At 69.8% G+C, this 12,978-nt stretch carries 15 protein-coding genes and 1 tRNA gene; 5 read left to right on the forward strand and 11 right to left on the reverse strand.

All coding sequences use genetic code 11. The annotated features are described in order from the left end of the window. Positions 1-89 precede the first annotated feature (89 nt). Positions 90-893 carry an ABC-2 family transporter protein gene (locus ACIOC1_RS28925; protein ID WP_355343119.1) on the reverse strand — a complete coding sequence of 268 codons (804 nt, stop codon included), beginning with the start codon at positions 891-893 and terminating at the stop codon, positions 90-92. Between the two features lie 328 nt (positions 894-1,221). Here ACIOC1_RS28925 and ACIOC1_RS28930 point away from each other — a divergent pair, with 328 nt between their 5' ends. Continuing rightward, positions 1,222-3,513: a transglycosylase domain-containing protein gene (locus ACIOC1_RS28930; protein WP_391163951.1), complete on the forward strand. Its 2,292-nt coding sequence runs from the start codon at positions 1,222-1,224 to the stop codon at positions 3,511-3,513. Between the two features lie 110 nt (positions 3,514-3,623). Here the strand turns inward: ACIOC1_RS28930 and ACIOC1_RS28935 are convergent, their stop codons facing one another. Together ACIOC1_RS28935 and ACIOC1_RS28940 are read right to left on the reverse strand one after the other, a co-directional pair. Further along, the gene (locus tag ACIOC1_RS28935) at positions 3,624-3,926 is read right to left on the reverse strand and encodes a co-chaperone GroES (protein WP_188282170.1); all 303 of its coding nucleotides are present in this window, start codon (positions 3,924-3,926) and stop codon (positions 3,624-3,626) included. A gap of 61 nt (positions 3,927-3,987) precedes the next feature. Further along, entirely contained in the window at positions 3,988-4,320 is a 333-nt protein-coding gene (locus tag ACIOC1_RS28940; protein ID WP_355343113.1) for a DUF3618 domain-containing protein, read from the reverse strand. 112 nt (positions 4,321-4,432) lie between these two features. On the opposite strand from ACIOC1_RS28940, the gene bcp reads away from it, so the two are divergent. Together bcp and ACIOC1_RS28950 are read left to right on the forward strand one after the other, a co-directional pair. Continuing rightward, positions 4,433-4,900, forward strand: a complete 468-nt coding sequence (bcp, locus tag ACIOC1_RS28945) for a thioredoxin-dependent thiol peroxidase (RefSeq protein WP_355343110.1) — start codon at positions 4,433-4,435, stop codon at positions 4,898-4,900. Positions 4,901-4,984: 84 nt separating this feature from the next. Continuing rightward, positions 4,985-5,071: transfer RNA gene (locus ACIOC1_RS28950), tRNA-Leu, on the forward strand. Positions 5,072-5,123: 52 nt separating this feature from the next. On the opposite strand, the gene rdgB is transcribed toward ACIOC1_RS28950, so the two are convergent. The 3 genes from rdgB to ACIOC1_RS28965 all read right to left on the reverse strand — a co-directional run bounded on the left by rdgB (position 5,124) and on the right by ACIOC1_RS28965 (position 7,003). After that, positions 5,124-5,729, reverse strand: coding sequence for an RdgB/HAM1 family non-canonical purine NTP pyrophosphatase (rdgB, locus tag ACIOC1_RS28955; protein WP_355343107.1), 606 nt, complete (start codon positions 5,727-5,729; stop codon positions 5,124-5,126). Between the two features lie 152 nt (positions 5,730-5,881). After that, a complete protein-coding gene (gene rph, locus ACIOC1_RS28960; RefSeq protein ID WP_355343104.1) occupies positions 5,882-6,613 on the reverse strand; it encodes a ribonuclease PH in 732 nt (243 codons plus the stop codon). 156 nt (positions 6,614-6,769) lie between these two features. Further along, complete coding sequence (locus tag ACIOC1_RS28965) at positions 6,770-7,003, reverse strand: glucose PTS transporter subunit EIIB (RefSeq protein WP_188282159.1); 234 nt, start codon at positions 7,001-7,003, stop codon at positions 6,770-6,772. A gap of 216 nt (positions 7,004-7,219) precedes the next feature. Between ACIOC1_RS28965 and ACIOC1_RS28970 the strand changes: the two genes are divergently transcribed. Continuing rightward, positions 7,220-8,518: a PTS transporter subunit EIIC gene (locus tag ACIOC1_RS28970; RefSeq protein ID WP_355343101.1), complete on the forward strand. Its 1,299-nt coding sequence runs from the start codon at positions 7,220-7,222 to the stop codon at positions 8,516-8,518. A 211-nt stretch (positions 8,519-8,729) separates the two neighbouring features. Further along, complete coding sequence (locus tag ACIOC1_RS28975) at positions 8,730-9,989, forward strand: PTS transporter subunit EIIC (RefSeq protein WP_355343098.1); 1,260 nt, start codon at positions 8,730-8,732, stop codon at positions 9,987-9,989. A gap of 79 nt (positions 9,990-10,068) precedes the next feature. On the opposite strand, the gene ACIOC1_RS28980 is transcribed toward ACIOC1_RS28975, so the two are convergent. The 5 genes from ACIOC1_RS28980 to ACIOC1_RS29000 form a co-directional block, all read right to left on the reverse strand. Beyond that, positions 10,069-10,821, reverse strand: coding sequence for an MBL fold metallo-hydrolase (locus ACIOC1_RS28980; RefSeq protein WP_355343095.1), 753 nt, complete (start codon positions 10,819-10,821; stop codon positions 10,069-10,071). Between the two features lie 246 nt (positions 10,822-11,067). After that, the gene (locus tag ACIOC1_RS28985) at positions 11,068-12,018 is read right to left on the reverse strand and encodes a cysteine synthase (RefSeq protein WP_355343092.1); all 951 of its coding nucleotides are present in this window, start codon (positions 12,016-12,018) and stop codon (positions 11,068-11,070) included. Further along, positions 12,018-12,296 (reverse strand): MoaD/ThiS family protein, encoded by a 279-nt coding sequence (locus ACIOC1_RS28990; protein ID WP_188282154.1) that lies wholly within the window; start codon positions 12,294-12,296, stop codon positions 12,018-12,020. Before ACIOC1_RS28990 ends, ACIOC1_RS28985 begins: the two co-directional genes overlap by 1 nt. Positions 12,297-12,397: 101 nt before the next feature. After that, the gene (locus ACIOC1_RS28995; protein WP_317452711.1) at positions 12,398-12,502 is read right to left on the reverse strand and encodes a putative leader peptide; all 105 of its coding nucleotides are present in this window, start codon (positions 12,500-12,502) and stop codon (positions 12,398-12,400) included. 59 nt (positions 12,503-12,561) lie between these two features. Next, on the reverse strand, positions 12,562-12,972 hold the full coding sequence (locus tag ACIOC1_RS29000) for a M67 family metallopeptidase (RefSeq protein WP_355343087.1): 411 nt from the start codon (positions 12,970-12,972) through the stop codon (positions 12,562-12,564). Positions 12,973-12,978 lie beyond the last annotated feature (6 nt).

The raw sequence follows: 12,978 nt of genomic DNA on the forward strand, positions 1-12,978 counted from the left end.
CGACGCCCTGGGCGCCGTCGAAGCCACGGGAGCCCCCGAGGCTCCGGCCGTCCTCGGCGCGCCCGGCGCCGTCGCGGACCGTGGATTCCTCAGCCACCCTGCACCACCACCCTGCGCGCCGCGACGGCCTGCAACGCGCGGCCGGTCAGCAGCAGCGCCGCCGCCCAGCCCGCCTGGAAGGCCAGCGCGAGCAGCGCGTCCGTCCCCCGGTGCCGCTCCAGCAGCACATCGGCGGGCACCTGGAGCATCGCCGCCCACGGCATCGACCGCGCGAGCGTGCCGAGCCAGCCCGGGAAGACGGTCAGCGGCAGCAGCATCCCGGAGAAGAACAGCCCGGCCAGGAAGGCGACCTGGCTGACGCCCGCCCCGTCCAGCAGCCAGAAAGCGCTCAGCGCCACCAGGAACCGCACCGCGAAACTCACCACCACCCCCAGTGCCACCGACACCAGGAACAGCAGCCAGGTCACCGGCCGCGTCGGCAGCGCCAGATCGAACGCCAGCGCCCCGCACACCATCGGCATCACACCGCGCCCCATCAGCTGGAAAGAGGCCCGGCCCAGATCCGCCGCCAGCCACCACCCCTGGAGGTCGGCCGGGCGGTACAGGTCCACCGCGATGTCACCCGACCTGATCCGCTCCATCAGCTCGTCCTCGAAGCCGCCGCCCATCAACGCCATCGTCTGGAGCAGCGCCTGCCCGATCCAGACATACGTCAGCGCCTGCGCCTCGGTGTAACCGCCGAGGTGCGGGCGCTGACCCCACAGCGCCACATAGCTGTAGGCGACAATGAAACCGAAGACCGTATTGGTGAAGACACCCGCCGCGGTCGCCGTCCGGTAGGTGGCGTAACGCCGGAAACCGCGCACCACCACGGCCCCGTAGAAGCCGCCCATCACTCACTCACCCCCGAAAAAGACGCAAGTCGGCGAGCCTAGTACGCGGCGAACCCCACCCACCACCGGTTTTCTCCGCGGCGTTCCGCACCCCGGCGACCCACCCCAACGGGTGACACGCGTGCGCCGTCCGGCCTGTCACAGCCCTGTCACGGATGCGCGGCGTTGAACCCCGGCGGGCTAATGGTGCGACAGTGTTTGGCGGCGGCCTACGTAAGCGTACGTAACGATTGGTCCATCATGTTCCGCCGCGGACCAACCCCGGCAGCGGCGGAGGAGTCCCAACAGATATGAGCCACGAGCCGAAACCGACGACGGGCGAGCGGGCATGACCGGCGGGCAGGGCTGGGGACCGCGCCCGACGCTCACCGACCGCAGGGGACGGCCGCGCCGTACCGGCCTGCGCCGGCTGCTGCCGACCTGGCGCATGGTCACCGGCGGCGTACTCGCCGTCCTGATCGTCCTCATCGGCGGCTTCTTCCTCGGCTACGCGCTGGTCTCCATCCCCGACCCGAACGCCGCCGCCACCGCGCAGAGCAATGTGTACGTGTACGCCGACGGCACGACGGAGATCGCCCGCGACGGCGCGATCAACCGTGAGAACGTCACCCTCAGCGGCGTCGCCAAGACCGCGCAGCACGCCGTGCTCTCCGCGGAGGACCGGAATTTCTACCACGAGTCCGCCGTCAGCCCCAAGGCCATGCTCCGCGCCGCCTGGAACACCGCCACCGGCAAGGGCAGGCAATCCGGCTCCACCATCACCCAGCAGTACGTGAAGAACTACTACCTGAACCAGTCGCAGACCGCGGTCCGCAAGGTCAAGGAATTCTTCATCGCCATCAAGCTGGACCGCAACGAGACCAAGGACCAGATCCTCGAGGGCTATCTCAACACCAGCTACTACGGACGCAACGCGTACGGCATCCAGGCCGCCTCCCAGGCGTACTTCGGCGTCAACGCCAGCGAATTGACGACCGCTCAAGGCGCCTATCTGGCAACGCTGTTGAACGCGCCCAGTGAATACGATCTGGTCGCCCACCCGGAGAACGCCCCGGCGGCGAAAGGCCGTTGGAACTACGTACTGGACGGCATGGTCAAGGAGGGCTGGCTCAGCCAGTCCGAGCGCAACGCGACGGTCTTCCCCGGCATCGACAAGCCCAAGCCCGTCGCCAGCAAGGCGGGACAGCGCGGCTACATCATCGAAGCCGTCAACCGCTATCTCTCCGACAACCACATCGTCGACGCCGACACCCTGCGCCTGGGCGGCTACCGCATCGTCACCACGATCCAGAAGCCCAAGGAAGACGCCTTCGTCGCCGCCGCCCAGAGGAACATCTACGACCAACTCGGCCACAAGACCGTCGACAAGTACGTCCGCGCGGGCGGCGCGTCCATCGACCCGGCCACCGGCAACGTCGTCGCCCTCTACGGCGGCATCGACTACACCAAGCAGTACGTCAGCAGCGCCACCAACGCCACGTATCCGCCCGGCTCGACCTTCAAGCCGGTGATCTTCGCCTCCGCCGTCCAGCACGAGTCCTCGACGCAGGACAAGGAGCCGATCACTCCCAAGACGGTCTACGACGGCACCAACAAGCGCGAGGTGATCGGCCCGGACGGGCCCACCGGCTACAAGCCGGAGAACGAGGACCAGGGGTCCTACCCCGACATCACCGTCACCCGCGCCATGGACAAGTCCGTCAACGCCGTCTTCGCGCAGATGGCGCAGGACGTCGGCACCCGCAAGGTGATCGACACCGCGCACGACCTGGGCATGCCGGACGACGTCAAGATCCCCGAGACACCCGCGATGGCGCTCGGCGCCTTCGGGGCCAGCCCGCTGGACATGGCGCAGATGTACGCCACGCTCGCCAACCACGGCAAGGAGATCCCGTACTCGCTCGTCCTGAAGATCACCAAGGACGGCAACGACGTGAGCCTGCCCAAGCGCGACGCCGTCCAGTCCGTGCCCCGCCAGGCCGCCGACACCACGACGTCCATCCTGCGCAGCGTCGTCGACAGCCCCGGCGCGACCGCGACCGTCGCCCAGGACTCCGGCTGGCCCTCGGCCGCCAAGACCGGTACGGCGGACGACGACATCGCCGCCTGGTTCGCCGGCTACACGCCCAAACTCGCCACCGTGGTCGCCGTGTTGGGCATGAACCCGGACAACGGCAAACAGGAGAAGCTGTACGGCGCGATGAATCTGCCGCGGATCAACGGCGGCGGGCCGCCCGGCTCGGTGTGGGCCGACTACACGGCGGCGGCGCTCAAGGGCGTGCCCAAGCAGAACTTCTCGCTGGACGTGCAGAGCGGCCTGCCCACGCAGCCGCCGGCGACCACCGCGAGCCCGACCGACACCCCGACGTCGACGCCGCCCACGTCCGAGCCGCCGACCACCCCTCCCCCGACGACCACCGTGCCGCCCACCACGCAGCCGCCGACCACGGAACCGCCCACGACGCAGCCCCCGACCACCGAGCCGACCCCGTCCGACACGTTCAACCCGATCGGCGGGGTGACGGGCGGGACGAGTCCGGGCGGCGGGAGCAGTGGCGGCGGGGGCGGTGACGGGAGCGGTACGGCGGGGCCGGACGGGAACAGTTCACCGGGCGGGTGAGGAGGCCGGGCGCGGGGGCCCGGCATGGGCGGGGCCGGGCCGCGGGCAGGGGCCTCAGCGGCCCGGCTCCGGGGAACCACCGGCCTCAGGGATTCCGTCATCCACCGGTCTCAGAGATACAGCCCGGTGGAATCCTCCGAGCCCTGGAGCCGCTCGGCGGCGACCGCGTGCAGATCGCGCTCCCGCATCAGGACGTACGCGACCCCGCGCACCTCGACCTCGGCCCGGTCCTCCGGGTCGTACAGCACCCGGTCGCCGACCTCGACGGTCCGCACATTCTGCCCGACGGCCACGACCTCGGCCCACGCCAGGCGCTTGCCGACGGCCGCGGTCGCCGGAATCAGAATCCCGCCGCCACTGCGGCGTTCGCCCTCACCGCTGTCCTGGCGCACCAGAACGCGGTCGTGCAGCATGCGGATGGGCAGCTTGTCGTGCTGCTCGCTCTTCGAACTCTTCGAACTCACGGCCACGACGTTACCGGCGGCGCCGCCACACCGTGAGACCGGCCACCGCGGCGACCAGCGCCACCCCGGCGACCGCCGCCGGAATGACCCGCTCGGGGCGGGGCGCGCCCTTCTCGTCGACGAAGTGCGCACGCGTCCTGCCGACCGCGCGGTTCGCCGCCACAAACGCCTGCCCGACACTGCGGTCCACCGCGGAAACGGCCTTGGCCTTGGTGTCCCGGACAATCGTCACCGGGTGCACCCGTACCGCGATCTCGTCCAGCGTCGACGCCAGATCCTGCCGCCTGCGGGTGATCTCCGCCTCGATCTGGGCGGCCGTCCTGACTTCCGACCCTTCCGACACCGCGGTTCCTCCATCGCCTGATTCGGTAGCGTTCGGACAGTCTGTCAGTACGACGCGGCCCGCGCCCCGTCGGCACCCCCGAATGCGCCCCATTGCCCAAGGAGTTTCCCTCATGTCCGAGCGCCTGGCCCCCGGCGACACCGCCCCCGACTTCACCCTTCCGGACGCCGACGGCAAGCCCGTCTCCCTCGCCGACCACCGCGGCCGCAAGGTCATCGTCTACTTCTACCCGGCCGCCCTCACCCCCGGCTGCACCAAGCAGGCGTGCGACTTCACCGACAATCTCGACGTCCTCGCCTCCGCCGGGTACGACGTCATCGGCGTCTCCCCCGACAAGCCGGAAAAGCTCGCCAAATTCCGCGAGAAGGAATCCCTCAAGGTCACCCTGGTGGCGGACCCCGACAAGGCCGTGCTCACCTCCTACGGCGCCTTCGGCGAGAAGAAGCTCTACGGCAAGACCGTCACCGGCGTCATCCGCTCCACCGTTGTCGTCGACGAATCCGGCAAAGTCGCCCACGCCTTCTACAACGTCAAGGCCACCGGCCACGTCGCCAAACTCCTCAAGGACCTCGCCGTCTGACGTGACCACATATCCACGGACGCGGGGGCGCGTGTGACCACGTACCGCAGACCACACCGGGTCGATATCATGGTGAGGTTGCACGCGGCCGTGTCGTAACAGGCAGCCGAGCTGGGTTTAGATCCCAGTGGGAGAAATCCCGTGTGGGTTCGAATCCCACCGGCCGCACCATGTATGGCCTGCGATTCAAAGGTCGAATCGCAGGCCATTGTCATGCGCGGGGTCAGGCCAGGAGCTCCGCGACCAGGGGGGTCAGGGCGCGGAAGGCTTGGCCGCGGTGGCTGATGGCGTTCTTCTCCGCGGGGGTGAGTTCGGCGCAGGTGAGGGTGGAGCCGTCGGGCTGGAGGATGGGGTCGTAGCCGAAGCCGTTGGTGCCGGCGGGGGCGGTGCGCAGGGTGCCGCGGAGGCGGCCTTCGACGACGCGGGTGGTGCCGTCGGGGAGGGCGAGGGCGGCGGCGCAGGTGAAGTGGGCGGCGCGGTGGGGGGTGTCGATGTCACCGAGCTGGGCGAGGAGCAGGTCGAGGTTGGCCGCGTCGTCGCCGTGCTTGCCCGCCCAGCGGGCGGAGAAGATGCCGGGGGCGCCGCCGAGTACGTCGACGCAGAGCCCTGAGTCGTCGGCGACGGCCGGCAGCCCGGTACCGGCCGCCAGCGCCCTCGCCTTGAGCAGGGCGTTCTCGGCGAAGGTGACGCCGGTCTCCCTGACGTCGGGGATCTCGGGGTAGGCGTCGGCCCCGACGAGGTCCACGTCCAGGCCGCTGTCGGCGAGGATCGCGTGGAGTTCGGTGACCTTGTGTGCGTTGCGAGTGGCGAGTACGAGGCGGCGGGTCATGGGGGAATTATCTCCGGCCGGATGCCGGGCCGTTGAGGCGGTCGTGTGACGACGGTTCACGCGCCCCCTCCCCCGTGGCCGCGCCTCCCGGCGGGTGCGGCGCGCGGAGCTGTCAACACGCGGCAGCCGCCGGGAGGGTGGTCGAGCGGGGTTCAGGCGGTGGCCGCCAGGGCGGCTTGCTGGGCGGCGGTGAGGTCGGCGCAGCCGTTGACGGCGAGGGCGAGGAGGGCGTCGAGTTCGGCGCGGTCGAAGGGCTGGCCTTCGGCGGTGCCCTGGACCTCGACGAAGCGGCCGTCGCCGGTGCAGACGACGTTCATGTCGGTTTCGGCCTTGACGTCCTCTTCGTAGGCGAGGTCGAGGAGGGGGACGCCGTCGACGATGCCGACGCTGACGGCGGCGACCGTGCCGGTGAGGGGCTGGGCCTTGGCGCGGATGAGGCGGTTGGTCTGCATCCAGGTGACGGCGTCGGCGAGGGCGACGTAGGCGCCGGTGATGGCGGCGGTGCGGGTGCCGCCGTCGGCCTGGAGGACGTCGCAGTCGAGGACGACGGTGTTCTCGCCGAGGGCTTTGTAGTCGATGACGGCGCGCAGCGAGCGGCCGATCAGGCGGGAGATCTCGTGGGTGCGGCCGCCGATCTTGCCGCGGACGGATTCGCGGTCGCCGCGGGTGTTGGTGGCGCGCGGGAGCATGGAGTATTCGGCGGTGACCCAGCCCTCGCCGCTGCCTTTGCGCCAGCGGGGTACGCCTTGGGTGGCGCTGGCGGTGCAGAGCACGCGGGTGTCGCCGAAGGAGACGAGGACGGAGCCCTCGGCGTGCTTGCTCCACGCGCGCTCGATGGTGACGGGGCGGAGCTGGTCAGGGGTGCGGCCGTCGAATCGTGACATGCGCGTGAGCCTATCCGGGTGAGGCCGCCGCGCAGACCGGGTGGGTCCGGGACCGCGGGGCCCGTCGGGGGGCGCGGCCCGCGGCCGTCGGCGGGAACGGGGAGGACCGCGCCACGGGAGTGACGCGGTCCTCGGACGTTCAGCGCGGGCGCCGCGTCACATCATGTCTTCGATGTCCGCCGCGATCGGGTCCGCGTCGGTGCCGATGACGACCTGGATGGCGGTGCCCATTTTGACGACGCCGTGGGCGCCCGCGGCCTTGAGGGCGGCCTCGTCGACGAGGGAGGGGTCCCGTACCTCGGTGCGCAGCCGGGTGATGCAGCCCTCGACCTCTTCGATGTTGTCGAGTCCGCCGAGACCGGCGACGATCTTCTCAGCCTTGCTGGCCATCTCTTGTCTCCTGTTTCCCTGACCCACCGTGAGTCCGATATGTCACGGTAACGCACGGTTGGCCCAACTTCACGGGCGGTTGACCCCCGGGTGGACCACCATGGCGCTCAGCGGCGCCCCCCTGCCGGACGGGCGCCGCCTGCGTACAAGTGGTCTAAACCAATGTACGGCCACTGTACGCGAACGCCCGCAGGCAGCAGTCAGGGAGGACACCGAATGAGTTCGGCCACCGCGTCCGCGGCGCCCCGCAAACCCTGGTTGAGCGTGCTGTTCCAAGGGCTCCAGAAGATGGGCCGCAGCCTCCAGCTGCCGATCGCCGTCCTGCCCGCCGCGGGCATCTTGAACCGGCTGGGCCAGCCGGACGTCTTCGGCGCCGACGGCCTCGGCTGGGACCGGGTGGCCAAGGTCTTCGTCGGCGCGGGCGGCGCGCTGCTGGACGGCTCGATCGGTCTGCCGCTGCTGTTCTGCGTGGGTGTGGCCATCGGCATGGCCAAGAAGTCCGACGGCTCGACCGCGCTCGCCGCGGTGGCCGGTTTCCTGGTCTACAACGGCGTGCTGCACCAGTTCCCCAAGGACTGCGGGCCCGGCACCGTACTGTCGGCGGGCGCGTGCATCGCCAAGGACGGTACGGCGGCGGCGGCCACGTACCAGAATCCCGGTGTCTTCGGCGGCATCGTGCTCGGGCTGCTGACCGCGTACTTCTGGCAGCGCTTCCACCGCACCAAGCTCGTCGACTGGCTCGGCTTCTTCAACGGCCGTCGCCTGGTGCCGATCATGATGGCCGGGGTCGCGATCGTCTTCGCGGTGATCTGCACCTGGGTCTGGCCGCCGATCGGCGACGCGCTGACCAGCTTCAGCAAGTGGCTGGTGGACCTCGGCGCGATCGGCTCGGGCATCTTCGGTGTCGCCAACCGCGCGCTGCTCACGGTGGGTCTGCACCAGTTCCTGAACACCTTCGTGTGGTTCCAGTTCGGCGACTTCACCAAGCCGGACGGCACGGTCGTGCACGGCGACATCCCGCGCTTCCTGGCGGGCGACCCGACGGCCGGGCAGTTCCAGACCGGCTTCTTCCCGATCATGATGTTCGCGCTGCCCGCCGCCGCGCTGGCCATCGCGCACACCGCCAAGCCGCACCGCCGCAAGGAGATCAGCGGCATGATGCTCTCGGTCGGCCTGACGTCGTTCGTCACCGGGATCACCGAGCCGATCGAGTACTCCTTCCTGTTCATCGCACCGCTGCTGTACGCCTTCCACGCGGTGCTGACCGGCGTCTCGATGGCGGTCTGCTGGGGGCTGGGCGCCAAGGACGGCTTCAGCTTCTCGGCCGGTCTGATCGACTACTGCCTGAACTGGAACCTGGCCACCAAACCCTGGCTGCTGCTGATCGTCGGCGCGTGTTTCGCCGTGGTCTACTACGCGCTCTTCCGCTTCGTGATCGTGAAGTTCAACCTGGCCACGCCGGGCCGGGAGCCGGACGAGATCGAGGCCGAGCTGGAGCAGGGCAACGTAAAGTAACGATTCGGCGTCGTAAAAGCCCCCAAGTCCCCGGACTTGGGGGCTTTTGTCATGTCACCCAGCGTGTGACTCACGGCACACGCAACGATCCGGAATCATGGATTCCTTTACGCCTCCCTCACGTGTTAAAACTGGTCTACACCACTGAGTGGTATAGACCACGGCGGCGGGCCGTCCCCTTCCATGCGCCCGCCTCACCAGGAGGAATCTGATGAGTACGGCCACCGGCACGGCGGCTCCCGCGAAGAAGCGGGGCTCCGGCCTGTTCCAGGGTCTGCAGAAGGTGGGACGGAGCCTCCAGCTCCCGATCGCCGTCCTGCCGGCCGCGGGCATCCTGCTCCGGCTCGGCCAGCCCGACGTCTTCGGCGCCGACGGTCTGGGCTGGGGCAAGGTCGCGACCGTCTTCGCCGAGGCCGGCGGCGCGGTCTTCGACAACCTGCCGCTGCTGTTCTGCATAGGCGTCGCCATCGGCTTCGCGAAGAAGTCCGACGGCTCCACCGCGCTGGCCGCCCTGGTCGGCTTCCTGGTCTACAGCCGGGTCCTCCAGGCGTTCCCGGTCACCGACGCGGTCGTCAACACCACCGCCAACAAGGGCGTCGACGTCGCGGCCACGTACAACAACCCCGGTGTCCTCGGCGGCATCCTGATGGGTCTGCTGGCCGCCGTGCTGTGGCAGCGCTTCCACCGCACCAAGCTGGTCGACTGGCTCGGCTTCTTCAACGGCCGCCGCCTCGTCCCGATCATCATGGCCTTCGTCGGCACCGGCATGGGTGTCTTCTTCGGCCTGGTCTGGAAGCCGATCGGCGAGGGCATCAGCAACTTCGGCGAGTGGATGACCGGCCTCGGCGCGGTCGGCGCCGGCCTGTTCGGCCTGATCAACCGCGGTCTGATCCCGGTCGGCATGCACCAGTTCGTGAACTCCGTCGCCTGGTTCCAGATCGGCGACTTCAAGGACGCCTCCGGCACGATCGTGCACGGCGACCTGACCCGGTTCTTCGCCCACGACCCGACCGCGGGCCAGTTCATGGCGGGCTTCTTCCCGATCATGATGTTCGGCCTGCCCGCCGCCGCGCTGGCCATGGCGCACACCGCGCGCCCCGAGCGCCGCAAGGCCGTCATGGGCATGATGCTCTCGCTCGCCCTGACCTCGTTCGTGACCGGCGTCACCGAGCCGATCGAGTTCTCGTTCATGTTCATCGCGCCGCTGCTGTACGCGATCCACGCCGTGCTGACCGCCGCGTCGATGGCCATCACCTGGGCGCTGGGCGTGCACGCGGGCTTCACCTTCTCCGCGGGCTTCATCGACTACGCGCTGAACTGGAACCTCGCCACCAAGCCGTATCTGATCATCCCGATCGGCCTGGTCTTCGGAGCGATCTACTACTTCGTCTTCCGGTTCGCGATCGTCAAGTTCAACATCCCCACCCCGGGCCGCGAGCCCGAGGAGGAGATCGAGGACATCACCAAGTGACGTACGGGCGCTGACAGTTCAGCCACCCGCGGCGGGTCCGGGACCGGATACGGTTACGGGCCCGCCGTCCGCGTTCCGGTCAGAGTTCGTAGACCGCGCCGGAGACGGCGAGTTCGACCGGACCTTCGAAGGCGGACTTGGCGTCACGCAGGTTGACCGAGGGGTTGGTCCACGGCGGGATGTGGGTGAGGACCAGGCGTCCGGCGCGGGCGCGCGCGGCGGCCTCCCCGGCCTCGCGGCCGTTGAGGTGCAGCTCGGGGATGTCCTCCTTGCCGTGCGTGAAGGACGCCTCGCACAAGAAGAGGTCGGCGCCGTCCGCGAGCCCGTCCAGGGCGGCGCAGGGGCCGGTGTCGCCGGAGTACGCCAGCGTGCTGCCCTCGTACTCGATACGGAACCCGTACGCCTCGACCGGGTGGCTGACCAGGTCCGTGGTGATGCCGAACGGGCCCAGGCGGAAGGCGCCGGGCTCCAGGGTGCGGAAGTCGAAGACCTCGCTCATGCACTTCTCGTCCGGCACGTCGCCGTAGGCGATGCTCAGACGGCGCTCGGTGCCCTCGGGGCCGTAGACCGGGATCGGGGCGGCGGGGCCGCCGTCGTGCCGGTAGTAGCGGGCCACGAAGTAGCCGCACATGTCGATGCAGTGGTCGGCGTGCAGATGGCTGAGCAGTACGGCGTCCAGGTCGTACAGGCCGCAGTGACGCTGCAGTTCGCCGAGGGCGCCGTTGCCCATGTCGATCAGCAGCCGGAAGCCGTCGGCCTCGACGAGGTAGCTCGAACAAGCCGATTCCGCGGACGGGAACGACCCCGAGCAGCCGACGACGGTGAGCTTCATTCCTGGAAACACCTCCGTGGGCGCGCCACAGATCACCCCATTCCGGCTGGAGTGGGGGGATTGGCGGGACGGTCCGCCATGTCTTGAGAGGGTAAGGCGCGGGGGGTCCTCACGCGCCTCTCCCGCACCTCGTTGTGGGCGGAATCACCAGTACGGGGGGCCGCGGGGCCGGTTGCCGAACACCAACGCGGGCCCCCGCGCACCGGGGGGTGTCCTGGAACGCCGGACGGGCCGGCCGACGAGCGGTCAGGCCCAGAGCTGGCCGTGCAGGGCCGCGACGGCGGCCTCGGTGGACTCGGCGGTGTAGATGCCGGTCGAGAGGTACTTCCAGCCGCCGTCGGCGACGATGAAGACGATGTCGGCGCGCTGGGCGGCGCGGTGCGCCTTGGCGGCCACGCCGAGGGCGGCGTGCAGGGCCGCGCCGGTGGAGACCCCGGCGAAGATGCCTTCCTGCGACAGGAGTTCGCGGGTGCGGCGGACCGCGTCCTCGGAGCCGACGGAGAAGCGGGTGGTGAGCACGGACTCGTCGTACAGCTCGGGCACGAAGCCCTCGTCGAGGTTGCGCAGGCCGTAGACGACGTCGTCGTAGCGCGGCTCGGCGGCGACGACGGAGACTCCCGGCACCTTCTCGCGCAGGAAGCGGCCGACGCCCATGAGGGTGCCGGTGGTGCCGAGACCGGCGACGAAGTGGGTGATGGTGGGGAGGTCGGCGAGGATCTCCGGGCCGGTGGTGGCGTAGTGCGCGGCCGGGTTGGCGGGGTTGCCGTACTGGTAGAGCATCACCCAGTCGGGGTGCTCGGCGGCCAGTTCCTTGGCGACCCGGACCGCGGTGTTGGAGCCGCCCGCGGCCGGTGAGGAGATGATCTCCGCGCCCCACATGGCCAGCAGCTCGCGCCGCTCGGAGGAGGTGTTCTCCGGCATGACGCAGACGATCCGGTAGCCCTTGAGGCGGGCGGCCATGGCCAGCGAGATGCCGGTGTTGCCTGAGGTGGGCTCCAGGATGGTGCAGCCGGGCGTGAGGCGGCCGTCCGCCTCGGCCTGCTCGATCATGTGCAGGGCCGGGCGGTCCTTGACCGAGCCGGTCGGATTGCGGTCCTCCAGCTTCGCCCAGACGCTCACCTCGTCGGACGGCGACAGGCGCGGCAGGCGGACCAGCGGGGTGTTGCCGACCGCCGCCAGCGAACTGTCGTAACGCATCAGCGCGCGCCGCCGGCCACTGCCGGGAGGATCGTCACGCTGTCGCCGTCGGCGACCTTGGTGGAGATGCCGTCGAGGAAGCGGACGTCCTCGTCGTTGAGGTAGACGTTCACGAAGCGGCGCAGCTCGCCGCCGTCCACGACGCGGTCGCGCAGGCCCGCGTGCCGGGTGTCGAGGTCCGCGAACAGCTCGTCCAGGGTGGTCCCGGCGCCTTCGACGGCCTTCTGGCCGTCGGTGTAGGTGCGGAGGATGGTCGGGATGCGGACCTCGATGGCCATGACTGCGCTCCAGTGAGTGCGTGCGTACGACGACAGGGGCGGGGCGGGGCTGCGGTGCTTCAGCGGTCGTGCGGGGTGCGTGCGGAAGCGGGCGCGGGTGGTCAGGCGCCCTGACACGCCGCGCTGGTGCGGCGGCACAGGTCGACGTGCAGCCGCGCCACGAGCAGCGTGCCCGGCGCCTTGTCACTCACGTCGAAGAGAACCATGGGGTCATCGTATCGATTCCCCCTGGTGGGCCGAGACGGCCGTCCCACGATCCGGACCGTCAGACGTAGGAGTCCACGACCTGTACGGGTTCTTCGGTGACGACACCGTCCACGATGCGAAACGAGCGGAACTGGAACTCCTCCGCGAGCGAGACCAGCACGTAGTGCGCGCCGGGTTCCTGGGCGAGCGAGATGTCGGTACGGGAGGGGTACGCCTCGGTCGCGGTGTGCGAGTGGTAGATCACCACCTGCTCCTCGCCGCGCTGCCGCATCTCCTTGTCGAGCCGGAGCTGCTCCATCGAGTCGAACTCGTAGAAGGTGGGTGAGCGGGCCGCGTTCAGCATGGGCACGAACCGCTCGGGGCGGTCGCTGTCCTCGGGGCCCGCGACGACCCCGCACGCCTCGTCGGGGGCGTCGGCCTCGGCGTGCGCGACGATCCGGTCGTACAGGTCCTGGGTGATGGTGAGCATGCGGGA

The sequence above is a fragment of the Streptomyces sp. NPDC088197 genome (assembly GCF_044741185.1).
Lineage (GTDB): Bacteria > Actinomycetota > Actinomycetes > Streptomycetales > Streptomycetaceae > Actinacidiphila.

Bases quoted from the DNA above. Each gene is read 5' to 3' on its own strand.
- ACIOC1_RS28925 (WP_355343119.1), bottom strand. From the start codon at position 893: ATGGGCGGCTTCTACGGGGCCGTGGTGGTGCGCGGTTTCCGGCGTTAC.
- ACIOC1_RS28930 (WP_391163951.1), top strand. From the start codon at position 1,222: ATGACCGGCGGGCAGGGCTGGGGACCGCGCCCGACGCTCACCGACCGC.
- ACIOC1_RS28935 (WP_188282170.1), bottom strand. From the start codon at position 3,926: ATGCTGCACGACCGCGTTCTGGTGCGCCAGGACAGCGGTGAGGGCGAA.
- bcp (WP_355343110.1), top strand. From the start codon at position 4,433: ATGTCCGAGCGCCTGGCCCCCGGCGACACCGCCCCCGACTTCACCCTT.
- rdgB (WP_355343107.1), bottom strand. From the start codon at position 5,729: ATGACCCGCCGCCTCGTACTCGCCACTCGCAACGCACACAAGGTCACC.
- rph (WP_355343104.1), bottom strand. From the start codon at position 6,613: ATGTCACGATTCGACGGCCGCACCCCTGACCAGCTCCGCCCCGTCACC.
- ACIOC1_RS28965 (WP_188282159.1), bottom strand. From the start codon at position 7,003: ATGGCCAGCAAGGCTGAGAAGATCGTCGCCGGTCTCGGCGGACTCGAC.
- ACIOC1_RS28970 (WP_355343101.1), top strand. From the start codon at position 7,220: ATGAGTTCGGCCACCGCGTCCGCGGCGCCCCGCAAACCCTGGTTGAGC.
- ACIOC1_RS28975 (WP_355343098.1), top strand. From the start codon at position 8,730: ATGAGTACGGCCACCGGCACGGCGGCTCCCGCGAAGAAGCGGGGCTCC.
- ACIOC1_RS28980 (WP_355343095.1), bottom strand. From the start codon at position 10,821: ATGAAGCTCACCGTCGTCGGCTGCTCGGGGTCGTTCCCGTCCGCGGAA.
- ACIOC1_RS28985 (WP_355343092.1), bottom strand. From the start codon at position 12,018: ATGCGTTACGACAGTTCGCTGGCGGCGGTCGGCAACACCCCGCTGGTC.
- ACIOC1_RS28990 (WP_188282154.1), bottom strand. From the start codon at position 12,296: ATGGCCATCGAGGTCCGCATCCCGACCATCCTCCGCACCTACACCGAC.
- ACIOC1_RS28995 (WP_317452711.1), bottom strand. From the start codon at position 12,502: ATGGTTCTCTTCGACGTGAGTGACAAGGCGCCGGGCACGCTGCTCGTG.
- ACIOC1_RS29000 (WP_355343087.1), bottom strand. From the start codon at position 12,972: ATGCTCACCATCACCCAGGACCTGTACGACCGGATCGTCGCGCACGCC.